We start from the raw sequence: 21,745 nt of genomic DNA, 5'->3' as shown, positions 1-21,745 counted from the left end.
TATGCGCGCGGATATCGGTTGTGAGTTAGGGGGAAAATGAGGGAGGGGAACGGCCCCCCTCATTCCTGTCTGTCCCAGCCATCAACAGGGCTGGTTTGGCCTGGCGGCCGCCCCAGCTCTTTTTCTATTAGTTCAGTGCTTTATCGTTCGGTTCTTTGAACAGTTGCTTCATGTCGTCTGACAGGGCGAAGTTCATGTTGAGGTTCTTTGGTGGAATGGGCTGGTTGAACCATTTATCAAACCATTTTGCCGCTTCACCGGAGGTTTGGGCCTGAGCGATGGTGTCATCGACCAGTTTTTTGAACTCGGCGTCGTCTTTACGCAGCATACAGCCGTAAGCTTCTTTCGACTGCGGTGTGCCGAGAATTTCCCATTGATCCGGCTTCTTCGCTTTGGCTCGTTCGCCCGCCAGCAGCGCGTCATCCATCATGAAGGCTACGGCACGGCCGCTTTCCAGGGTGCGGAACGAGTCACCGTGGTCTTTGGCGCTGATGATACGCATGTTCATCTTGCCGCTGTCGTTCAGTTTGTTCAGCAGCACTTCTGACGTGGTGCCGGAGGTGACTACCACCGGTTTGCCGGCCAGGTCTTTGAAGTCTTTGACGTCAGAGCCTTTTTTCACCAGCAGGCGGGTACCTACCACGAAGATGGTGTCGGAGAAGGCCGCCTGTTTTTGACGTTCAATGTTGTTGGTGGTTGAACCGCATTCAAAATCAAAGGTGCCGTTCTGCAGAAGCGGGATACGGTTCTGCGAGGTGATCGGCAGCATTTTTACTTGCAGATCGGGGATGTTGAGTTTTTTCTTAACAGCTTCAACGATTTGGTTGGAGTAGTCCTGGGAGTAGCCCACAACTTTCTGCTGGTTGTCGTAGTAGGAGAACGGCACTGACGATTCGCGGTGGCCGACAACGATCACGCCGTTGTCTTTGATTTTCTTCAGCGTACCGGTCAGTTCTTCCGCATGGGCTACGTTACCCGCCATACCGATCAGCAGTAACGATAACGCCAATTTACGCATTTGCATGGTCCAGCTCCTTTGCTGTTGTCGTGGTTCTGACGAAAGAGCGTCAGGTGTAAAACAGGGATCTCTTACTCAAGATATAAAGATAGTCTTGGAACAGATAACCGTTAGAAAATAGCCGATTGTGAATGCAATGAAACTAAAATGTTTCATTTTTTGAGACGCCACGCGCACCAAATTAATGCAACAAAACCCCGATGCACCTTTCCGGTGCCGGTGATGCTCTCAAGTTGTGCGTAAGTGCGACAAAACGTCAGTAAAAGTAAATCGGCTTTAAATCACAGAGTAATTAAAGCAAGGAGTGTGCCAGAAGCGTTGATTTGATGGGGCATTTGACGGGGGAAGGACGCGGTGCGCAGTTCAGTGAACTGCGCACCGGGTAAGATTACTTGCGACGCAGACCCAGCATCAACGCCATGCCGCCAAGCAGCAGGGTGATGATCCACAACGGCGTGGCACCAAAGCGGGCGTATGGCGTAATGCCGGTAGTCGGGGTGACTTTCACCTCGAGCACGCTGCGGGTGAACTGCGGGATCTCGGCTATCACCTCACCGTTGGCGTCAACAGCGGCGGTTACGCCGTTGTTGGTGCTGCGTAACAGCGGGCGGCCCAATTCCAGCGCACGCATGCGCGCCATCTGGAAGTGTTGCCATGGACCGATGGAATGGCCGAACCAGGCGTCATTGGAGAGGGTCAGCAGGAAGTTGGTGTCCGGGCGGAAGTTATCGCGCACCTGCTGGCCGAGGACAATCTCATAACAGATCGCCGCCGTCAGGTTATACCCCTTCACGCTCAACTGCGGTTGAACGTAATCGCCACGGCTGAAGGATGACATTGGCAGATCGAAGAACGGCGCCAATGGTCTCAACAACGTTTCCAGCGGCACAAATTCGCCGAACGGCACCAGATGATGCTTGTTATAGCGGTCTTTGGCCGGGTAGACGTACGGCGTCTGTTCACCCAATACAATGGCGCTGTTATAGATTTGCTGGCCCTGCGGGGTGGCGCGTACATCAACAATACCGGTGATCAGGCTGCTGTTTTTGGCGCGCATCAGGTCGTCCATCATGGTCAGGAAGCCGTTCTGGCTGGCTTCGTAATCCGGGATGGCGGATTCCGGCCAGATGATGATCGGCGCCTTGCCCATATAAGGACGGGTTTCATCCAGATAGGTTTGCAGCGTGCTGACCAGCGCTTTCGGATCCCACTTCATCGATTGAGCAATGTTGCCTTGTACCATGGCGACATTCACCGCTTTCTCCGGTTGCGGGGTAAACCAGTGCAACTGACGCAGCGGCCAGGGTAACAACAGCAGTGCGATGGCAACGACCGCAGAGGCAACCCGGCGTTGATTGATGGCATACACCAGCAACCCGGCGATCGCCATCAGCATAAAGGTGATGGCATCAACCCCCAGCAGCGGCGCGACGCCTTTCAGCGGGCCATTGAGCTGACTGTAGCCGAATTGCAACCAGGGGAAGCCGGTCAACACCCAACCGCGCAGAAACTCGGTCACTTGCCACAGCACCGGTGCGGCAATCGCCAGGCGGTACCAACTGGTGGTCGGCCACAGGCGCGCCAGCAAACCGGCGAACAGCCCGGTATACAAAGCCAGGTAGGCGGCCAGCAGCGCGACCAGGAAAATATTGACGGCAAACGGCATGCCGCCGAAGTCGGCAATGCTGACGTAAACCCAGTTGACGCCGGCGCCAAACAGACCGAATCCCCAGCAGAAGCCGAGCAGGGCGGATTGTTTGGTGGTGCGGTTCAGGGTAACGGCCAGCAGGCCGAACAGGGAAACAATGGCCGCAGGCCATATATCGTAAGGAGAAAACGCCAGCGCGCCGCCGGCACCAGACAACAGCGCCAGCAGGGCGCGAACCCGCTGGCGTTCAAGGAAAGAGGCTTTAGCCATGTTGGATTTAGTCTTCCAGTTTCGGTTGCGGAGAATCGTCCGGAATTTTTACATGAACCTGGATGATACGTCGACTGTCGGCCATCGCAACTTTAAATAGGTAACCTTCGATTTCAATGGTTTCCCCGCGCGCGGGCAGATGCCCGAAGGCCTGCATCACCAGGCCACCGATGGTGTCGACCTCGTCGTCGCTGAAGTGCGTATTGAAGGCTTCGTTGAAGTCTTCAATCGGCGCCAACGCCCGCACGGTATACATATGGCGGCTGAGTTGGCGGATGTCCAGATCTTCTTCGTCGTCATATTCGTCTTCGATTTCGCCGACAATCAGTTCCAGAATGTCTTCGATGGTGACCAGGCCGGAAACGCCGCCGAATTCGTCAATGACAATCGCCATGTGATAGCGCTGGGAGCGGAACTCCTTCAGCATCCGATCAACCCGCTTGCTTTCGGGCACCACCACCGCGGTGCGCAGCACCTTGTCGATGCTGAACGGCTCAGACTCTGCGCGCATAAACGGCAGCAGATCCTTGGCCATCAGAATGCCTTCGATGTGATCTTTATCTTCGCTGATCACCGGGAAGCGCGAGTGGGCGGATTCAATAATCACGTCCAGGCACTCTTCCAGCGTCTGGTTACGCTTGAGCGTGACCATTTGGGATCGCGGGATCATGATATCGCGCACGCGCTGCTCGGCGATATCCATCACGCCTTCCAGCATGTCTCGGGTATCGGGGTCGATCAGATCGTTTTGCTCGGAGTCGCGGATCAGCTCTACCAGATCGCCACGGTTTTTCGGTTCGCCGTGGAACAGCTGGTTAAGGATGAGAGTAAAGAACCCCTTCTTGGGACTGGGGCTGTCATTGCTTTGTGAATGGTCGTCGCTCATGGCGTTTTAGTTAATATCACTCATGTAAGAGTTAGGGGCGTCAGCGACAGCCCCTTACAGGGGCTGCGGGGGAATCAGCTGACGTCAGATGGGGTCTTTTTCCGCCAGGTACGGGTCCGGATAGCCCAGGCCGTGCATGATTTCGGTTTCCAAAGACTCCATTTCTTCGGCTTCATCGTCTTCGATGTGGTCATACCCTAGCAGATGAAGGCTGCCGTGGACAACCATATGCGCCCAGTGCGCTTCCAGCGCCTTGTCTTGCTCAACCGCTTCCTGTTCAACGACCTGACGGCAGATGATCAGATCGCCGAGCAGCGGCAACTCGATGCCCGGCGGAGCTTCGAACGGGAAGGACAGCACGTTGGTTGGCTTGTCCTTCCCGCGGTAGGTCAGGTTCAGCTCGTTGCTCTCGGCTTCGTCCACAAGGCGAACGGTGACCTCGGCCTCTTCCTGAAACTGCGGCAGCACGCCCTCCAGCCAGCGCTGGAAGGTGGCTTCGTCCGGCAGGCCATTGCTGTCTGCACAGGCAATCTGCAGATCCAAAATCACCTGACTCATAGTGTCTCCTGCCCAGAGGCGATGATGGCCTCGTGCTTACGTTGTTCGGCAATCGCGTCTTTGCGTTTTTGTTCGGCGGCTTCCCAGGCTTCATAGGCGATAACCACGCGGGCTACCACCGGGTGACGCACCACGTCTTCGCTATGGAAGAAGTTGAAGCTCAGTTCTTCGACATCCGACAGGACTTCTATCGCATGGCGAAGGCCGGATTTCTGGTTGCGCGGCAGGTCAATCTGGGTAACGTCGCCGGTAATCACCGCCTTCGAGTTGAAGCCGATGCGCGTCAGGAACATCTTCATCTGTTCGATGGTGGTGTTCTGGCTTTCATCGAGAATGATAAACGCATCGTTCAGCGTGCGGCCGCGCATATAGGCCAGCGGCGCAACCTCAATCACGTTGCGTTCGATCAGCTTCTCCACGCGCTCAAAGCCCAGCATTTCGAACAGGGCGTCGTACAGCGGGCGCAGGTAAGGATCGACCTTTTGGCTTAGATCCCCCGGGAGGAAGCCCAATTTTTCACCGGCTTCAACCGCCGGGCGCGTCAGCAGAATGCGGCGAATTTCCTGGCGCTCCAGGGCATCTACCGCGGCGGCGACGGCCAGATAGGTCTTCCCGGTCCCCGCCGGCCCAATGCCGAAGGTGATGTCGTGATCGAGAATATTGGCGATGTACTGCGCCTGATTCGGCGTGCGCGGTTTCACCATGCCGCGCTTGGTCTTGATGGTTACCGCTTTGCCGTAATCCGGCACGCTGTCGGCTACCTGCTCAAGCACCCGGCTCTCTTTGATCGCCAGATGGATCTGTTCCGGGTCGATATCCGGGATCACGCCGCGAATGGGCGCGGTGTCCACGTACAGGTGGCGCAAGATATCGGCGGCGGCAACCACGCACGGGTTTTTGCCAACCAGTTTAAAACGGTTGTCGCGGCGGTTGATCTCAATCCCCAACCGGCGTTCGAGTTGTTTGATATTGTCATCAAACGGGCCGCACAGGCTGAGCAATCGCTTATTGTCTGCCGGCTCTAACAGAATTTCTTGTGTTGCGACGTTCAAACTATTCCTCAAGGCTCATATCGGGCCTGGTTGATTTTCGGTACGCGCATTCAGGGCAAACCCTGAAGTTTCTATCTTGAATTATTCATGGTGCGCCGTACTGGCGCAAGTTTACCCATGATCTATCTGTGCGCCGGCGGTGTAATTCAAGGGCTGGGTGAGGAAAAAACGCGGCAAAAACAGCCGCGTAATTGCGCGGGGATCAGTTCTTTTTCACGAACTCGGATTTCAGCTTCATCGGGCCAAAACCATCGATTTTACAGTCAATGTTGTGGTCGCCTTCCACCAGGCGAATGTTTTTCACCTTGGTGCCAATCTTCAGCATCGAAGAGCTGCCTTTCACTTTGAGGTCTTTCACCACGGTCACGGCATCGCCGTCGGCCAGCAGATTGCCGTTGGCGTCTTTGACGATCAGCGCATCGCTGTCCTCTGCCGGCGCGTTATCGCTCCACTCGTGGGCGCACTCAGGGCAGATAAACATCGCATTGTCCTGATAGGTGTATTCGGAGTTGCACTTCGGGCAGTGTGGGAGTTGCATGCTATGTCGCCTCTTAAAATAGAAAAAAGAACATCACCGGACGCAAGCGCCCGGCGGAGAAATAATTAAGGATAAAGGTTAACGTGGCGACGGGCGCCACGGCTTACGGCAATGCGGAAACGGCGTCAGGGCTGGTAAGTGCCGACACCCAGCGCATTTTCTTTGCGGGTACGGGCGATCACCGACTGCGGGGATTCATGTACGCGCAGATCCATCTGCTGTTCGGTACGCACCACTGCACCACGCAGTGTGTTGGTCATTACTTCGGTGATTTCCACATCAACGAATTGGCCGATCATATCCGGTGTGCCTTCAAAGTTCACCATACGGTTGCATTCGGTGCGACCGGCCAGCTCCATCAGGCTTTTGCGCGAGGTGCCCTCCACCAGAATACGTTGCACGGTACCGAGCATGCGGCGGCTGAACTGCAACACCTGCTGGTTGATGCGATCCTGCAGGATATACAGACGCTGTTTCTTTTCGTCTTCGCTGACGTCGTCCACCATATCGGCCGCCGGGGTGCCTGGGCGTGACGAATAGATAAAACTGAAGCTGGCGTCGAAGTTGATCTCGGCGACCAGGTTCATGGTCTGTTCGAAGTCGGCCTGGGTTTCCCCCGGGAAGCCGATGATAAAGTCAGAGCTGAGCTGTATGTTTGGCCGCGCCTTGCGCAGTTTGCGAATGATCGCTTTGTATTCCAACGCGGTGTGCGCGCGTTTCATCATGGTCAGTATGCGGTCTGAGCCGCTCTGTACCGGCAGATGCAGGAAGCTGACCAGCTCTGGCGTGTCTTGATACACCGCGATGATGTCGTCGGTGAATTCAATCGGATGGCTGGTGGTGAAACGGATGCGGTCGATGCCGTCAATCGCCGCCACCAGGCGCAGCAGTTCGGCAAACGAGCAGATACCGCCATCGTAGGTGGCGCCACGGTAAGCGTTGACGTTCTGGCCGAGCAGGTTCACTTCACGTACGCCCTGTGCCGCCAGTTGGGCGATTTCGAACAGCACGTCATCGCTTGGGCGGCTCACTTCCTCGCCGCGGGTATAAGGCACCACGCAGAAGGTACAGTATTTGTTGCAGCCTTCCATGATGGAAACAAAGGCGGTCGGGCCTTCGGCACGCGGTTCCGGCAGGCGGTCGAACTTCTCGATCTCCGGGAAGCTGATGTCGACGATTGGGCTGCGAGTGCCGCGCACGTGGTTGATCATTTCCGGCAGGCGGTGCAGGGTCTGCGGGCCGAACACTACGTCAACGCAGGGCGCGCGAGTGCGGATCAATTCGCCTTCCTGAGAGGCGACGCAGCCGCCCACGCCGATGATCAGCGCCGGGTTTTTCTCTTTCAGCAATCTCCAGCGCCCGAGCATGGCGAAAACTTTTTCCTGCGCCTTTTCACGAATTGAGCAGGTGTTCAGCAGCAGCACGTCCGCTTCTTCGGCGTTTTCGGTCCACTCGAAGCCATGCGTGCTGTTCAACAGGTCGGCCATTTTCGATGAATCGTATTCATTCATCTGGCAGCCCCAGGTTTTGATATGTAGTTTTTTCGTCATTGACTTGCCATTACTCAGTGCGGAGCGAAAGTTGCGTTACGCGACATGCAGAATGCGTATTGTAATCATTTGGCGCCGTTGTGACCAGCGCGGGGAAAACGGCATGTGACCTGATGCGCAATTAAAAATCCGGTACACTGATGCCAAATGCCGTGCCCGCTGGGATGGCGATAATTCACTAACAAAACATGGCCAAAATGAACACATCTCAAAAAAGGTATGACGCCGTAGTGGTAGGCGGCGGGATGGTCGGCGCAGCGGCGGCGTTGGGATTGGCGCAGGCCGGTTGGTCGGTGGCGCTGTTGGAACATCAGGCCCCGCAGGCGTTCGATGTGCAAAGCCCGCCGGATCTGCGTATTTCCGCAATTGGCTGCACCTCGGTGGGGCTGCTCAAGCAGCTTGGCGTTTGGCAAGCGGTGGCGGGCATGCGTGTGGCACCGTACCGCCGGTTGGAAACCTGGGAGTGGGCGTCTTCACGCGTGGCGTTTGACGCGGCTTCGCTGGGGCTGCCTGAGCTGGGCTTTATGGTGGAAAATCGGATTTTACAATTGGCGCTGTGGCAGCAAATGGAACAGTGCGACAATTTGACGCTCTGTTGCCCCGCCAGGCTGCGTTCGCTGCAACGGGAGGATGACTACTGGCAACTGGAGCTGGACTCCTCTGAGAGGCTGCAGGCGCGGCTGGTGGTGGGCGCCGACGGCGCTAATTCGCAGGTGCGTAATCTGGCGGCCATCGGCACCAGCGGTTGGCAGTATCGCCAATCCTGCATGTTGATCACCGTCGATACCGGCGCGCCGCAGCAGGATGTGACCTGGCAGCAATTTTTCCCTTCCGGGCCGCGCGCTTTCCTGCCGTTGTATGATCAATGGGCTTCGCTGGTATGGTACGACAACCCGCAGCGTATCCGTCAGTTGCAAGCGATGCCGCCGGCACAGCTTGAGCGGGAAATCGCCGAAGCGTTTCCGGCTCGCCTGGGGGCGGTAAAAGTGCATGCCGCCGGGGCTTTTCCGCTGGCGCGCCGCCACGCACAGCGCTATGTGCTGCCGGGGCTGGCGTTGCTCGGTGATGCAGCACATACCATCAACCCGTTGGCGGGGCAGGGAGTGAACCTGGGCTATCGCGATGTGGAAGCGCTGCTGGCGGTACTGAGTGACGCGCGGGAGCAGGGCGAGGACTGGAGCAGTGAAGCGGTGCTGATGCGCTATCAACGCCGTCGTCGCACCGATAACCTGCTGATGCAAAGTGGCATGGATTTGTTTTATACCGCTTTCAGCAATAATTTGGCGCCGCTGAACGTAGCGCGCAATATTGCGCTGATGGCGGCCCAGCGGGCGGGCAAGCTGAAAGAACATGCGCTGAAATACGCATTAGGATTGTAGGCGGGGGGGGATTTTCTTGGTACGGGCGCAACAGACTGCGCCCGCTTTGACGAGACTTCAACGAATGCAGAATAGCAAAAAGCCCGCCGAAGCGGGCTTTTCTAAATGTGGCTGGGGTGCCAGGATTCGAACCTGGGTATGCTGGTATCAGAAACCAGAGCCTTACCGCTTGGCGACACCCCAATGGTATAACAGTAAAATATGGTGGCTACGACGGGATTTGAACCTGTGACCCCATCATTATGAGTGATGTGCTCTAACCAGCTGAGCTACGTAGCCATTTTTCGATATTTTACCTTAAAAGTCAACAGTGTCGGTATGGCTGGGGTACCTGGATTCGAACCAGGGAATGCTGGTATCAAAAACCAGTGCCTTACCGCTTGGCGATACCCCATCAACACGTAAACCTTTTTTGCAACATCCCCATCCTAAAAAAGATGGCTGGGGTACCTGGATTCGAACCAGGGAATGCCGGTATCAAAAACCGGTGCCTTACCGCTTGGCGATACCCCACCTGCTGCCTGCTCGACGATGAAAAGAAATGGTGCGGGAGGCGAGACTTGAACTCGCACACCTTGCGGCGCTAGAACCTAAATCTAGTGCGTCTACCAATTTCGCCACTCCCGCAAAAAGATGGTGGCTACGACGGGATTTGAACCTGTGACCCCATCATTATGAGTGATGTGCTCTAACCAGCTGAGCTACGTAGCCATCTTTTTTCGCGCAACCTTCATCGGCGTTGCGGGGCGCATTATGCGTATATGGCCGTTTTGCGTCAACAAGTTTTTTCCCGAAAAAGCGGCTGGATGTGTTGTTTGTTTGGGTTGTGAACAGTATGGCGATAAAAGCATCAATTCAGGTGATTACTGGTTGAAAACATCAACAAAAAAGCGGGCCATGAGGCCCGCCCTTGATATAAAACCCGCCTGATTACTTGTAGGCGGATTGGTGGACACCGACGGCACGGCCAGAAGGGTCGTCCATCTTTTTGAAGGATTCATCCCATTCGATGGCTTTCGCTGAAGAGCAAGCCACTGAAGGGCCGCCTGGTACGCACTCGGCCGCGCTTGGCAGTGGGAACAGTTCTTCGAAGATTTCGCGATACAGGTAGCCTTCTTTGGAGCTCGGCGTGTTGTACGGGAAACGAAAACGTGCGGTTTCGAGCTGTTGATCGCTGATTTGCTTCGCAGCGACTTCTTTCAGCGTGTCGATCCAGCTATAGCCCACGCCGTCGGAGAACTGCTCTTTCTGGCGCCAGGCCACGCTGGCCGGCAGATAGGATTCAAAACACTCGCGCAGGATGTGTTTTTCCATTTTGCCGTTGCCGCACATTTTATCTTTCGGGTTGATGCGCATCGCCACGTCGAGGAATTTCTTGTCCAGGAAGGGGACGCGAGCTTCCACGCCCCAGGCGGACATCGCCTTGTTGGCGCGCGCGCAGTCAAACATATGCAGCGCCAACAGCTTACGCACGGTCTCGTCGTGAAACTCACGCGCATCCGGCGCCTTATGGAAATACAGATAGCCGCCGAACACTTCGTCCGCACCCTCGCCGGACAGCACCATCTTAATACCCATCGCCTTGATTTTACGCGACATCAGGTACATTGGCGTGGAGGCGCGAATGGTGGTGACGTCGTAGGTTTCGATGTGATAAATCACGTCGCGGATGGCATCCAGGCCTTCCTGCACGGTGAAGTGAATTTCATGGTGCACGGTGCCCAAATGGTTGGCCACTTCCTGCGCGGCGCGCAGATCCGGTGAGCCTTCCAGGCCGACGGCGAAGGAGTGCAGCTGTGGCCACCAGGCTTCGCTGCGCTCTTGATCTTCCACTCGGCGTGCGGCGTATTTTTTGGTAATTGCGGAGATTACTGAAGAATCCAGGCCGCCGGACAGCAGTACGCCGTACGGCACGTCGGACATCAGGTGGCTTTTCACGGAATCTTCCAATGCGTTGCGCAGTGCGTTGGCGTCGGTCACGTTGTCTTTAACATTGTCGTAATCGAACCAGTCGCGCTGGTAATATTCGCGGATCTCGCCGTCCTGGCTCCACAGATAGCTGCCCGCCGGGAATTCTTTGATGGTGCGGCAGACCGGCACCAGCGCTTTCATTTCGGAGGCGACATACAGGTTGCCGAATTCGTCATGGCCCATGTACAGCGGGATAATACCCAAGTGATCGCGGCCAATCAGGTAAGCGTCTTTCTCTGAATCATAAAGGGCGAAGGCGAACATGCCTTGTAAATCGTCAAGGAAGTCGACGCCTTTCTCCTGATACAGCGCCAGGATCACTTCACAGTCGGAACCGGTCTGGAACTCGTAACGATCGCTCAGCTGTTGGCGCAGTGCCTGGTGGTTATAGATCTCACCGTTTACGGCCAGAACGTGGGTGTGCGCGGCGTTGTACAGCGGTTGGGCACCATTGTTGACGTCGACAATCGACAGGCGCTCATGCACCAGAATGGCTTTATCGCTGGCATAAACGCCGGACCAGTCCGGGCCGCGATGGCGCATCAGACGAGACAACTCCAGCGCTTTCTTACGCAGTTCAACGGGATCGGACTTCAGATCGAGCACACCGAAAATAGAACACATATAACGACTCTCCTAACGACTTTTTTAGACTGTGATGTTGTTTTGCTGTTATGGGCGGCGCGGCCGGTTCATCAGTGATGACGCGGTTTTGCTGCGTTGTGTTTATGAAAATGCGTCAAAACCGGCAGGGGATGCAAGCGTTTTAGCGTTACGCAGAAAAATAGTTGTTTGGGGTATGTCGATTTTTAGCGGATATTCAGTTTTTGTCGCTTTTAATTAATGAATGTTTAATTTTTTGGTGAATGAGCGAGTCGCCGGGCAATTTTACCGGCGACTCATTGCTGACTATCAGGCGGTCAGCTGCCACAGGGTGAAGGCTGCATCCGGTGTCCAGCCGGTATTCGAGGTGTGTGTTTGAAGGCAGATGTATTTTTTGCCTTTATAGGTCACCACATCGCCTGCCTTGTAGCCGTGATTGCTTTGCCACTCGGTCACGCCCGGATCGGGCGGCGTGCCGCCGTCAGCCGTTTTCACCGCCAGCGCACTGCTGGGCAATGAGGTATTGCCCTGGCTGTCGGTTGCGGTAACGAAATAGCTGTATTGAGTCGATGGGAGCAGGCCGCTGTCCTGCAGCGAAAGGCCGCCGGTCTGGCCGATGGCGTTGCCGTTGCGGTAAACCGCATAGTGGCTGATCGGATAAGTGCTGCCTGCTGCGGTCCAGTTTAGCGTCAATGACGTTGAGGTCAGTGCGGTGGCGTTCAGCGCCGTGGGCGCATCAGGCTTTCCCGGCTGAGGTGGGGTGACTCCACCCTGGATCAACGGCGCATAGCGCGTTTTGAATTCCCAATTATAGGCAACGCCCGCGCTGCTTTTGCCATTGTCCCAGTTGACCGACCAGGTCATCAGCCCTTTGATCGACAGCCCTTTGGTGTCGAGCCGTGCGAAGGCGTTATACACTGCCTGCTTGTTAACTACATAACCGGTGGCGGCGGCGTCGTTGTTGCTTGGCAGGCCGATAACGAATTTCGTCGCCGGGATTTTGGTATAACCACGGGTACCGGTGACCAGGCTCTCGGTCAGATAATAGAGAAAGTCTTCTTTCATCGCGTCATTATCCTGGGTGATCCAGGCGCCTTTACCGCCATTGGCTTCATCAACCCAGATCCCGTCGCCACCCTGATTGTAATATTGCGGTGCAATAAAGTCGTAGTAGCCTTCGAGCGCAGTAATATAATCCAGGTAAGTACCATTGGTGCGTAAATAAGGGAATTCAGGCGCCATGCTGACAATAAAGTTTTTACCTTCGGCGGCGTAATGTGTTTTCACTTTTTTCAATGCGGCCGGCAATACGGTTTTATTATTGGCTGCGCCAATTGCTGCCTGTTCAAGATCGATATCCAGGCCATCGAAACCGTAAGTTTCCACCAGACGGATAATCTCATTGGCCAATTTGTCTTCATCGCCGGTTTTCAACTCGATGTGCGCGTCTGCGCCGCCGAGTGAAATCAGCACCGCCCGACCCTGGCTGTTAAGCACGCCAACCTGGCGGCGGAACTCGGCGTCGGACAGATTATAAGGCTTGAAGGTAGGGATGCCTTCACCTTTCATAAAGGCGACCGCCACCACATTATATTCAGGTGGAATATCGGTCAGATCCATGTTGGTGAATTTACCTTGTTTGTAACCATCGCTGGCACCGGCCAGCCAGTTATGCCAAAAGCCCATCAGAATTTTTTTTCCGCTCAGGTCTGGCATCGTGGCAGCGGCATCTGCGGTTTGTGCATTGATAATGTTATTCGTGCTCATGGTGGCCTCGTTATTTTTAAGTAAGGGTATTTTCACTCGCCGACAATTCAGTGATTGGCGGGGTGTAAATACATAGTGCGGTTTTTTAACGAGGGCAGGCTGAAACCTTTTGCGCTCATGAATAAATTAAATTCACGTTGGCGAAGGTTTTATTATTGAGGGGAGGGGAGAGGCGGCCATTGAGGCCGCCGCAGGACTTAAAAAATGGTGATGTCGGCCACGGAAGGGAAAATATAGCTCGGGCGGAACGGCATGGTTTCGACATCGTTAAGCGTCGAGACGCCGGACAGCACCAGCACGGTTTCCAGACCGGCCTGGAAGCCCGCCAGAATGTCGGTGCGCAGGTTGTCGCCGACGATCACCGTTTCTTCCGAGTGCGCTTGCATCTTGTTCAGCGCGGCGCGAATGATCCACGGGCTTGGCTTACCGACGTAAAACGGCTTGCGGCCGGTGATCTTTTCGATAGGCGCGCAAAGCGCACCGCAGGCAGGCGTAAAGCCGTGACCATGGCTATCCGGGTTGGTGGCGATAAAGCGGGCACCGTTGTTCACGAAGTAGGCGGCCTTATGCATCATATCCCAGTTGTAGGAGCGGGTTTCGCCGACAATCACGAAGTCCGGGTTGATGTCGGTAATGGTGAAACCGGCCTTATAGAGTTCGTGAATCAACGCGCCTTCACCGACCACGTAGGCTTTTTTACCCTCCTGGCGGCGCAGAAAATCGGCGGTGGCCATCGCAGAGGTATAAAACGCGCTCTCCGGCACTTCCAATCCGGCGGCGGCGAAGCGGTTCGCCAGGTCCTGCGCGGTTTGTGACGGGTAGTTGGTCAGCACCACCAGCGGCATGCCCTGTTCCTGAATGCGCGCCAGGAAAAGATCGGCGCCGGGGACCGGCGTGTTGTCATGCAGCAGCACGCCGTCGATATCACATATAACGTTCTTGATTGTCATCGTTGCTGTTTCTCATGATTTACGGCAGGCAAAAACGCGAAGATGCACACCTGCCTGAAGCGGCGGATCAACTTTCCAGCAATCGCTGCAATAGCACGCCGTTGAGCATCGCCCGCTTGGCCAGGGCGAAAGCGCCTATCGCCGAGCGATGATTGAGTTCGGAAGTAACCACCGGCAGATTTTTGCGGAAGTCCTTCAGCACCTGAGTATTGATGCAGCTTTGGATCGCCGGCAGCAGCACTTTTTCGGCTTCGGTAATTTCCCCGGCGATCACCACTTTTTGCGGATTAAACAGGTTAATGGCGATAGCCACCGCTTTGCCGAGGTAGCGGCCAACGTGTTCGATCACTTCGCTGGCCAGCAGATCGCCACGGTTGGCCGCTTTGCAGATGGCGGCGATGCTGCAATCGTCGAGCGTCAGCTTGCTTGGATAACCCTGGGTCAGCAACTGGCGCACGCGGTGTTCAATGGCGGCGTTGGCGGCCACGGTTTCCAGACAGCCGAAGTTGCCGCAGTGGCAGCGCTCACCCAAGGGATCGATCTGAATGTGGCCAATTTCGCCGACGTTGCCGTTATTGCCGAGGAAAATCTGCCCATTGACGATAATGCCGGCACCGGTACCCCGGTGCAGACGCACCAGAATAGAGTCTTCGCAGTCACGGGTGGCGCCAAAGTAATGCTCCGCCAGCGCCAGGCTGCGGATATCGTGCCCGACAAAGCTGGTGACGTTGAAACGTTGCTGCAGGTTATCTACCAACGGCCAGTGGTTGACGCTGATGTGCGGCATATAGCGCACCACGCCCAGTGCCGGATCAACCAGGCCCGGCAGGATCACCGCAATGGCGATCAGTTCGCGCAGCTTGCGCTGGTAGCTTTCGATAAACTGCGCAATGGCGTTGAACAGCGCATTTTCCAGCGTCTCTTGGGTACGTTCCGGCAGCGGGTAGTGTTCTTCACCGAGCGATTTGCCGCTCATGTCGTACAGGGTGATGGTGGCGTCGTGACGCCCAAGACGCACCGCCACGGTGTGGAAGTGCCGGGTTTCGGAGACAATGGAAATGGCACGACGGCCGCCGGTGGAGGCTTGCTGATCGACTTCCTTGATCAGCCCGCGCTCCAACAGCTGGCGAGTAATCTTGGTGACACTGGCGGGCGCTAGCTGGCTGAGTTCGGCTATCTGAATGCGCGAGATCGGACCCTGCTGGTCGATCAGGCGATACACTGCTGCGCCGTTGAGTTGTTTGACTAAGTCAACGTTCCCTATTTGTGCCTGTCCGCCAGTACTCATCAATAATTTTACTCGCTGTTCATTAAGTTAAACCTCGTTACCGTTAACGAGCGTTTTGGTGATATTAAAATCACGGGTAAATGCGGTCAGGTTCGCCACCTTGCCGGCTTCGATTGTGCCTAACAGATGGTCTACGCCGATGGCGCGTGCCGGATACAACGTTGCCATGCGCAGTGCTTCGTCCAGCGCAATACCGATGTGCTCAACGCTGTTTTTCACCGCGTCGATCATGGTCAGCGCCGAGCCGCTCAGGGTGCCGTTCTCATCCACGCACAGCCCGTCGCGATAGTATATTGTTTTACCGGCAAAAATAAATTGGTCAATCTCTGCGCCCGCTGGAGCGGTGGCATCGGTAACCAGCACCAATTTATCACCTTTCATGCGTTTGGCGTTACGGATACTCGCCCAGGCCACGTGATGGCCGTCGGCAATGATGCCGGTATACACTTCAGGCGTATCGAAAATCGCCCCCATCAGGCCAGGTTCGCGCCCGGTGATATACGGCATGGCATTATACAGATGGGTCGCAAAGGTGATGCCGGCGGCAAAGCCGGTGCGGGCCTGATCGTAAGTGGCGTTAGAGTGGCCGGCGGAAACCACAATGCCCGCTGCGGTCAGCTGCTTGATAAAGTGCGGTTCTACCATTTCCGGCGCCAGCGTGACTTTGGTGATCACATCGGCGTTGGCGCACAGATAGTCGATCATCTCGCTGGTCGGTTTGCGGATAAACGCCGGGTTGTGGGTGCCTTTTTTCAGCGGGCTGAGGTACGGCCCTTCCAGATGCAGGCCAAGCGCCTGATTCGGGTGTTTTTTCAGATAAGCACGCATCACATCGATGCTGTGCTTCATAAATTCGTCGCTGCTGGTGATCAGCGTAGGCAGATAGCTGGTGCAGCCGGATTTTTCGTTGGCGCGCTGCATGATCTCCAGCGTCTCTTCCGAAATGGCGTCCAGTGAATCGTTAAATTGTACGCCGCCACAGCCGTTAAGCTGCACGTCGATCAAACCGGGGGCCAGGATAGCGCCACCCAGATCGCGCGTTTCAATGTCGGCCGGCAGTTCAGCCAGCGGACAGACTCGTTCAATCAGTCCATCAGCGATGATTACCGCATGGTCGTCAAGCACGTCGTGGCCGGTGAAAATCCGGCATTGGGTTAAAGCGAACATCGTAGCCCCCTGCAAAAATTAAAGACTCTTAACGCTTTCCGCTTCTAATTCGCGGAAGTATTTAACGGTTTTGACTTTCAGTTCCATGGTGGAAGGTTCGTCGCACACCACAACCGCCTTGGCATGCAGCTGCAGGCAGCTGATGGTCCACATATGGTTGATATTGCCTTCCACTGCAGCTTCCAGAGCCTGTGCCTTGGCATGGCCGGTCACCAGAATCATCACTTCTTCTGCGTCAAGCAGCGTACCCACGCCCACGGTCAGCGCGTATTTCGGCACCAGGCTAACATCCCCGCCGAAGAAGCGAGAGTTGGCGATACGGGTATCTTCAGTCAGCGTTTTGATGCGGGTACGCGACGCCAGTGATGAAGCCGGCTCGTTAAACGCGATATGACCGTCAACGCCAACGCCGCCCATAAACAGATGGATTTTACCGTAAGACTTGATTTTTTCTTCGTATTTACGGCATTCGGCGTCCACGTCCGGCGCATTGCCATTCAGCAAGTTGATATTTTCACTTGGAATATCAACGTGATCAAAGAAGTTACGGTACATGAAGGTATGATAGCTTTCCGGGTGTTCCTGCGGCAGGCCAACGTATTCATCCATGTTGAAAGTCACAACATGCTTAAAGCTTACTTCACCTGCTTTGTGCATCGCAATCAGATGTTTGTAGGCTTCGAGTGGCGTCCCGCCGGTTGGCAGGCCAAGCACAAACGGGCGCTCCGCAGTAGGCTTGAATGCGTTGATGCGCTGGACGATATGGCGGGCGGCCCATTTGCCGACTTGTGCAGTATCTTTCAGTGGGATAAGTCTCATCTAACACCTCTTTGGGTAAGTAAACTAAAGCTATACTGTTACGGGTCTGAATAAGAGTCTAAGCGTAATCCAACTTTATGATTCTCACGTGAAGCGCCAGCCCCGATGATTTTTTGAATGATAAAATAAGTTTTGTGTGATGGCTAGCAATGTGGCAGCTTAAGACTACTTTTTGGTGATATAAATCACAAAAAAGGAGCTTTTAATTTGCGATACGAAATAATTTTTTTACACTCCGCATGAGTGATACGTGCCATGCGTTATTTCTAAAAGGTAGTGAGAGAGTTAAATAAACTACTAATAGGGTCCGTCCGCGGACAACATAGGGGGAAAAGGTGAACATTCTTAGTTATTTGCAAAAAGTGGGCCGCGCCTTGATGGTGCCGGTTGCCACGCTGCCCGCCGCCGCGATCTTGATGGGTGTCGGGTACTGGATTGACCCTACGGGTTGGGGCGCCTCCAACGCTCTCGCTGCTTTCTTTATTAAATCCGGCTCTGCCATTATCGAACACATGTCGGTGCTGTTCGCCGTCGGTGTGGCTTATGGCATGTCCAAAGACAAGGACGGCTCCGCTGCCTTGACCGGTTTTGTCGGCTTCCTGGTATTAACCACTCTCTGTTCACCGGCCGCCGTGTCGATGATTCAGAAGATCCCCCTCGACCAGGTCCCTGCCGCGTTTGGCAAGATTGAGAACCAGTTCGTCGGTATTCTGGTGGGTATCATCTCTGCAGAAGTCTACAACCGTTTCAGCAGCGTTGAGCTGCCGAAAGCGCTGTCGTTCTTCAGCGGCCGCCGTCTGGTGCCTATCCTGATCTCCTTCCTGATGATCCTGGTGGCTTTCATTCTGATGTACATCTGGCCGATGGTTTTCGGCGGTCTGGTGAGCTTCGGTGAGCAGATCCAGAAATTGGGTTCTGTCGGCGCAGGTATCTACGCATTCTTCAACCGTTTGCTGATCCCGGTCGGCCTGCACCACGCATTGAACTCGGTATTCTGGTTCGACGTGGCCGGCATTAACGACATTCCTAACTTCCTCGGTGGCCAGCAGTCTATCGAAGCCGGTAAAGCGGTTGTCGGCATCACCGGTCGTTATCAGGCGGGCTTCTTCCCTATCATGATGTTCGGTCTGCCGGGTGCGGCGCTGGCTATCTATCACTGCGCACGTCCGGAAAACAAAGCCAAGGTCTTGGGTATCATGATGGCGGGCGCCTTTGCCGCCTTCTTTACCGGGATCACCGAACCGCTGGAATTCTCCTTCATGTTCGTGGCCCCAGTGTTGTATGTGATCCACGCGATACTGACCGGTATTTCGGTATACATCGCCGCCAGCATGCACTGGATTGCCGGTTTCGGCTTCAGTGCCGGTCTGGTGGATATGGTGCTGTCGTCACGCAACCCATTGGCGACCCACTGGTTCATGCTGATCCCGCAGGGCCTGGTGTTCTTCGCCATTTACTACGTGGTGTTCCGTTTCACCATCAACAAGTTCAACCTGATGACCCCAGGGCGCGAACTGGCGGTTGCCGGTGACGAAACCGACGGTTATGACGTCAACGTCGGGACCGACGCGGGTAAAGACGAAAACGAAACCACTACCCTGGCACGCCGTTACGTGGGCGCCATCGGCGGTTCTGACAACCTGACCGGCATCGACGCCTGTATCACCCGTCTGCGTCTGAACGTGAAAGACTCTGCGCTGGTGAGCGACGCGGTGGCGAAACGTTTGGGTGCTTCCGGCGTGATCCGCCTGAACAAACAAAGCGTACAGGTTATCGTCGGCACCCGTGCGGAGCTGATTGCCAGCGCCATGCGCAACGTGGTCGCCGCAGGCCCGGTTGCCGCTACCGTAGCGCCTGCCGCAGCCCCTGTAGCCGAAACCAAGCCGCAGGCGGTACCTAATGCGACGAAGGTGGCTTTTGAGACGCTGGTGGCACCGGTAACCGGTGAAGTGGTGTTGTTGGATCAGGTTCCTGATGAAGCCTTTGCCAGCAAAGCGGTGGGTGATGGCCTGGCGATCCGCCCGACCGACAAAACCGTGGTGGCACCGGCAGACGGCACCATCGTGAAAATCTTCAATACCAACCACGCTTTCTGTCTGGAAACCGACAAGGGCGCGGAGATCGTGGTGCATATGGGCATCGACACCGTGGCGCTGAACGGCCAGGGGTTCAAACGTCTGGTCGAAGAGGGCGCTGAGGTGAAAGCCGGCCAGCCGATTCTTGAGTTGGATCTGGACTTCCTGAACGCCAATGCCCGCTCGATGATAAGCCCGGTGGTGGTGAGCAACTCTGACGATTACGCCGGCCTGGCTGCGTTGGCGACCGGTTCCGTGGTCGCAGGCCAGACCAAGCTGTTCGACATCCAGAAGTAAACTGTTTTACCTGAGTAGTACCCAGGGTGTTTAACGAGTCATGACGGAACACACCCTACCTTTGGCGGGAAGAGAGCGATCTTTTCCCGCTTTTTTATGGGCGCAATTTGCCCCGTTGTGGTGCTGTGGTCTATTGCGGTGCAGAGCCCCGCATTTTTCGTGAAACAAACGGTTGTTTCCGGGCGTGGCTTGTTGGATCATAGGCGGTTATGTGTAGCGCTTTGCATTGAGGAATAGTCAAATGAGTGAGGCTGAAGCCCGCCCAACCAATTTTATCCGTCAGATCGTCGATGAAGATCTGGCTTCAGGGAAACACGCGTCGGTACATACCCGTTTCCCGCCGGAGCCAAATGGCTATCTGCATATCGGCCATGCCAAATCCATCTGCCTGAACTTTGGCATCGCCCAGGATTACCAGGGCCAGTGCAACCTGCGTTTCGATGATACCAACCCGGTCAAAGAAGACATCGAATTCGTTGAGTCAATCAAGCACGACGTCGAGTGGCTGGGCTTTGAGTGGAGCGGCAATGTCCGTTACTCCTCGGATTACTTCGATCAGCTGCACCACTATGCGGTTGAGCTGATCAACAAAGGTCTGGCCTACGTCGACGAACTGTCGCCTGAGCAGATCCGCGAATATCGCGGCAGCCTGACTGCACCCGGCAAAGACAGCCCGTATCGCGGCCGCAGCGTGGAAGAGAACCTGGCGCTGTTCGAGAAAATGCGCAATGGCGAGTTTGCCGAAGGCACCGCTTGCCTGCGAGCCAAAATTGACATGGCTTCACCGTTCATCGTGATGCGCGATCCTGTGCTGTACCGTATTAAATTCGCGGAACACCATCAGACCGGCAACAAGTGGTGCATTTACCCGATGTACGATTTCACCCACTGCATTTCCGATGCGCTGGAAGGGATCACCCATTCGCTGTGTACGCTGGAGTTCCAGGACAACCGCCGTCTGTATGACTGGGTGCTGGACAACATCACCATTCCTTGTCATCCGCGTCAGTATGAGTTCTCGCGTCTCAATCTTGAGTACGCCATCATGTCGAAGCGTAAGCTGAACCTGTTGGTGACCGAGAAGATCGTTGAAGGCTGGGATGACCCGCGTATGCCGACCGTTTCCGGTCTGCGTCGTCGTGGCTATACCGCTGCATCCATCCGCGAATTCTGCCAGCGTATCGGCGTGACCAAGCAGGATAACAACGTCGAAATGGTGGCGCTCGAAGCTTGCATCCGTGAAGATCTGAACGAGAATGCACCGCGTGCGATGGCGGTGCTGGATCCGGTGAAAGTGATCATCGAGAACCGGGCGGAAGGTGTGGAAATGGTCACCATGCCTAACCACCCGAACAAGCCGGAAATGGGCAGCCGCGAAGTGCCGTTCAGCCGCGAGGTTTATATCGACCGTGCCGACTTCCGCGAAGAAGCCAACAAGCAATACAAGCGTCTGGTACTGGGCAAGGAAGTGCGTCTGCGCAATGCGTATGTGATCAAGGCCGAACGCGTCGAGAAGGACGCCGAGGGCGAGATCACCACCATCTTCTGCAGCTACGATGCGGATACGCTGAGCAAGGATCCTGCCGATGGCCGCAAGGTGAAGGGCGTGATCCACTGGGTTTCCGCTGCGCATGCGCTGCCGGCGGAAATCCGTCTGTACGATCGCCTGTTCAACGTGCCGAACCCGGCGGCGGCAGAGGATTTCCTCTCTACCATCAACCCGGAGTCGCTGGTTATCAAGCATGGCTTCGTGGAGCCAAGCCTGGCTGCTGCACAGCCGGAAAAAGCTTACCAGTTCGAACGTGAAGGTTATTTCTGCGCCGACAGCCGCTATTCTTCGGCTGAGCATCTGGTGTTTAACCGCACCGTTGGTCTGCGTGACACCTGGGCTAAAATCGACGTCTGAGAG

16 protein-coding genes and 6 tRNA genes are annotated in these 21,745 nt (G+C 55.5%); 3 read left to right on the top strand and 19 right to left on the bottom strand.

The window, feature by feature from the left end:
• Positions 1–127: 127 nt before the first annotated feature.
• The 7 genes from QZQ97_RS11950 to miaB all read right to left on the bottom strand — a co-directional run bounded on the left by QZQ97_RS11950 (position 128) and on the right by miaB (position 7,520).
• Positions 128–1,024: an amino acid ABC transporter substrate-binding protein gene (locus QZQ97_RS11950; protein ID WP_311993595.1), complete on the bottom strand. Its 897-nt coding sequence runs from the start codon at positions 1,022–1,024 to the stop codon at positions 128–130.
• Positions 1,025–1,406: 382 nt separating this feature from the next.
• The gene (gene lnt / locus QZQ97_RS11945) at positions 1,407–2,936 is read right to left on the bottom strand and encodes an apolipoprotein N-acyltransferase (RefSeq protein ID WP_311993594.1); all 1,530 of its coding nucleotides are present in this window, start codon (positions 2,934–2,936) and stop codon (positions 1,407–1,409) included.
• Between the two features lie 7 nt (positions 2,937–2,943).
• Positions 2,944–3,822 carry a CNNM family magnesium/cobalt transport protein CorC gene (corC, locus tag QZQ97_RS11940; protein WP_006319913.1) on the bottom strand — a complete coding sequence of 293 codons (879 nt, stop codon included), beginning with the start codon at positions 3,820–3,822 and terminating at the stop codon, positions 2,944–2,946.
• 84 nt (positions 3,823–3,906) lie between these two features.
• Positions 3,907–4,380, bottom strand: coding sequence for an rRNA maturation RNase YbeY (ybeY, locus tag QZQ97_RS11935; protein ID WP_311993593.1), 474 nt, complete (start codon positions 4,378–4,380; stop codon positions 3,907–3,909).
• The gene (locus QZQ97_RS11930; protein ID WP_006319915.1) at positions 4,377–5,432 is read right to left on the bottom strand and encodes a PhoH family protein; all 1,056 of its coding nucleotides are present in this window, start codon (positions 5,430–5,432) and stop codon (positions 4,377–4,379) included. Before QZQ97_RS11930 ends, ybeY begins: the two co-directional genes overlap by 4 nt.
• A 202-nt stretch (positions 5,433–5,634) precedes the next feature.
• Positions 5,635–5,970 (bottom strand): zinc ribbon domain-containing protein YjdM, encoded by a 336-nt coding sequence (locus QZQ97_RS11925; protein WP_006319916.1) that lies wholly within the window; start codon positions 5,968–5,970, stop codon positions 5,635–5,637.
• Between the two features lie 125 nt (positions 5,971–6,095).
• Positions 6,096–7,520 carry a tRNA (N6-isopentenyl adenosine(37)-C2)-methylthiotransferase MiaB gene (gene miaB, locus QZQ97_RS11920; RefSeq protein ID WP_311993592.1) on the bottom strand — a complete coding sequence of 475 codons (1,425 nt, stop codon included), beginning with the start codon at positions 7,518–7,520 and terminating at the stop codon, positions 6,096–6,098.
• A gap of 197 nt (positions 7,521–7,717) precedes the next feature.
• Here miaB and ubiF point away from each other — a divergent pair, with 197 nt between their 5' ends.
• The gene (gene ubiF / locus QZQ97_RS11915) at positions 7,718–8,899 is read left to right on the top strand and encodes a 3-demethoxyubiquinol 3-hydroxylase (protein WP_311993591.1); all 1,182 of its coding nucleotides are present in this window, start codon (positions 7,718–7,720) and stop codon (positions 8,897–8,899) included.
• 108 nt (positions 8,900–9,007) lie between these two features.
• On the opposite strand, the gene QZQ97_RS11910 is transcribed toward ubiF, so the two are convergent.
• The 12 genes from QZQ97_RS11910 to nagB form a co-directional block, all read right to left on the bottom strand.
• A tRNA-Gln gene (locus QZQ97_RS11910) sits at positions 9,008–9,082 on the bottom strand.
• A 19-nt stretch (positions 9,083–9,101) separates the two neighbouring features.
• Positions 9,102–9,178: transfer RNA gene (locus QZQ97_RS11905), tRNA-Met, on the bottom strand.
• Between the two features lie 40 nt (positions 9,179–9,218).
• A tRNA-Gln gene (locus QZQ97_RS11900) sits at positions 9,219–9,293 on the bottom strand.
• 44 nt (positions 9,294–9,337) lie between these two features.
• Positions 9,338–9,412 (bottom strand) — tRNA-Gln (locus QZQ97_RS11895).
• A 29-nt stretch (positions 9,413–9,441) separates the two neighbouring features.
• Positions 9,442–9,526, bottom strand: a tRNA-Leu gene (locus tag QZQ97_RS11890).
• Between the two features lie 7 nt (positions 9,527–9,533).
• Positions 9,534–9,610 (bottom strand) — tRNA-Met (locus QZQ97_RS11885).
• 219 nt (positions 9,611–9,829) lie between these two features.
• Positions 9,830–11,494, bottom strand: a complete 1,665-nt coding sequence (asnB, locus tag QZQ97_RS11880; protein WP_311993590.1) for an asparagine synthase B — start codon at positions 11,492–11,494, stop codon at positions 9,830–9,832.
• 288 nt (positions 11,495–11,782) lie between these two features.
• Positions 11,783–13,240 carry a carbohydrate-binding protein gene (locus QZQ97_RS11875; protein WP_311993589.1) on the bottom strand — a complete coding sequence of 486 codons (1,458 nt, stop codon included), beginning with the start codon at positions 13,238–13,240 and terminating at the stop codon, positions 11,783–11,785.
• Positions 13,241–13,437: 197 nt separating this feature from the next.
• The gene (locus tag QZQ97_RS11870) at positions 13,438–14,190 is read right to left on the bottom strand and encodes an HAD-IIA family hydrolase (protein WP_004949656.1); all 753 of its coding nucleotides are present in this window, start codon (positions 14,188–14,190) and stop codon (positions 13,438–13,440) included.
• Between the two features lie 67 nt (positions 14,191–14,257).
• The gene (gene nagC, locus QZQ97_RS11865; RefSeq protein ID WP_311993588.1) at positions 14,258–15,478 is read right to left on the bottom strand and encodes a DNA-binding transcriptional regulator NagC; all 1,221 of its coding nucleotides are present in this window, start codon (positions 15,476–15,478) and stop codon (positions 14,258–14,260) included.
• 27 nt (positions 15,479–15,505) lie between these two features.
• The gene (gene nagA / locus QZQ97_RS11860; RefSeq protein ID WP_311993587.1) at positions 15,506–16,645 is read right to left on the bottom strand and encodes an N-acetylglucosamine-6-phosphate deacetylase; all 1,140 of its coding nucleotides are present in this window, start codon (positions 16,643–16,645) and stop codon (positions 15,506–15,508) included.
• An 18-nt stretch (positions 16,646–16,663) separates the two neighbouring features.
• The gene (gene nagB, locus QZQ97_RS11855; RefSeq protein WP_006324089.1) at positions 16,664–17,464 is read right to left on the bottom strand and encodes a glucosamine-6-phosphate deaminase; all 801 of its coding nucleotides are present in this window, start codon (positions 17,462–17,464) and stop codon (positions 16,664–16,666) included.
• A gap of 335 nt (positions 17,465–17,799) precedes the next feature.
• Here nagB and nagE point away from each other — a divergent pair, with 335 nt between their 5' ends.
• Positions 17,800–19,836, top strand: coding sequence for an N-acetylglucosamine-specific PTS transporter subunit IIBC (gene nagE / locus QZQ97_RS11850; protein WP_311993586.1), 2,037 nt, complete (start codon positions 17,800–17,802; stop codon positions 19,834–19,836).
• A gap of 241 nt (positions 19,837–20,077) precedes the next feature.
• Positions 20,078–21,742 carry a glutamine--tRNA ligase gene (glnS, locus tag QZQ97_RS11845; protein WP_311993585.1) on the top strand — a complete coding sequence of 555 codons (1,665 nt, stop codon included), beginning with the start codon at positions 20,078–20,080 and terminating at the stop codon, positions 21,740–21,742.
• Positions 21,743–21,745 lie beyond the last annotated feature (3 nt).

Source organism: Serratia sp. root2, assembly GCF_031931805.1.
Lineage (GTDB): Bacteria > Pseudomonadota > Gammaproteobacteria > Enterobacterales > Enterobacteriaceae > Serratia > Serratia inhibens.
Note: the sequence above shows the minus strand (reverse complement) of the source record. Positions and strands in the feature narration are given on the sequence as shown.

Excerpts from the sequence above, each read along its gene's own strand:
- QZQ97_RS11950 (WP_311993595.1), bottom strand. The coding sequence starts at position 1,024 with ATGCAAATGCGTAAATTGGCGTTATCGTTACTGCTGATCGGTATGGCG.
- lnt (WP_311993594.1), bottom strand. The coding sequence starts at position 2,936 with ATGGCTAAAGCCTCTTTCCTTGAACGCCAGCGGGTTCGCGCCCTGCTG.
- corC (WP_006319913.1), bottom strand. The coding sequence starts at position 3,822 with ATGAGCGACGACCATTCACAAAGCAATGACAGCCCCAGTCCCAAGAAG.
- ybeY (WP_311993593.1), bottom strand. The coding sequence starts at position 4,380 with ATGAGTCAGGTGATTTTGGATCTGCAGATTGCCTGTGCAGACAGCAAT.
- QZQ97_RS11925 (WP_006319916.1), bottom strand. The coding sequence starts at position 5,970 with ATGCAACTCCCACACTGCCCGAAGTGCAACTCCGAATACACCTATCAG.
- miaB (WP_311993592.1), bottom strand. The coding sequence starts at position 7,520 with ATGACGAAAAAACTACATATCAAAACCTGGGGCTGCCAGATGAATGAA.
- ubiF (WP_311993591.1), top strand. The coding sequence starts at position 7,718 with ATGAACACATCTCAAAAAAGGTATGACGCCGTAGTGGTAGGCGGCGGG.
- asnB (WP_311993590.1), bottom strand. The coding sequence starts at position 11,494 with ATGTGTTCTATTTTCGGTGTGCTCGATCTGAAGTCCGATCCCGTTGAA.
- QZQ97_RS11875 (WP_311993589.1), bottom strand. The coding sequence starts at position 13,240 with ATGAGCACGAATAACATTATCAATGCACAAACCGCAGATGCCGCTGCC.
- QZQ97_RS11870 (WP_004949656.1), bottom strand. The coding sequence starts at position 14,190 with ATGACAATCAAGAACGTTATATGTGATATCGACGGCGTGCTGCTGCAT.
- nagC (WP_311993588.1), bottom strand. The coding sequence starts at position 15,478 with ATGAGTACTGGCGGACAGGCACAAATAGGGAACGTTGACTTAGTCAAA.
- nagA (WP_311993587.1), bottom strand. The coding sequence starts at position 16,645 with ATGTTCGCTTTAACCCAATGCCGGATTTTCACCGGCCACGACGTGCTT.
- nagB (WP_006324089.1), bottom strand. The coding sequence starts at position 17,464 with ATGAGACTTATCCCACTGAAAGATACTGCACAAGTCGGCAAATGGGCC.
- glnS (WP_311993585.1), top strand. The coding sequence starts at position 20,078 with ATGAGTGAGGCTGAAGCCCGCCCAACCAATTTTATCCGTCAGATCGTC.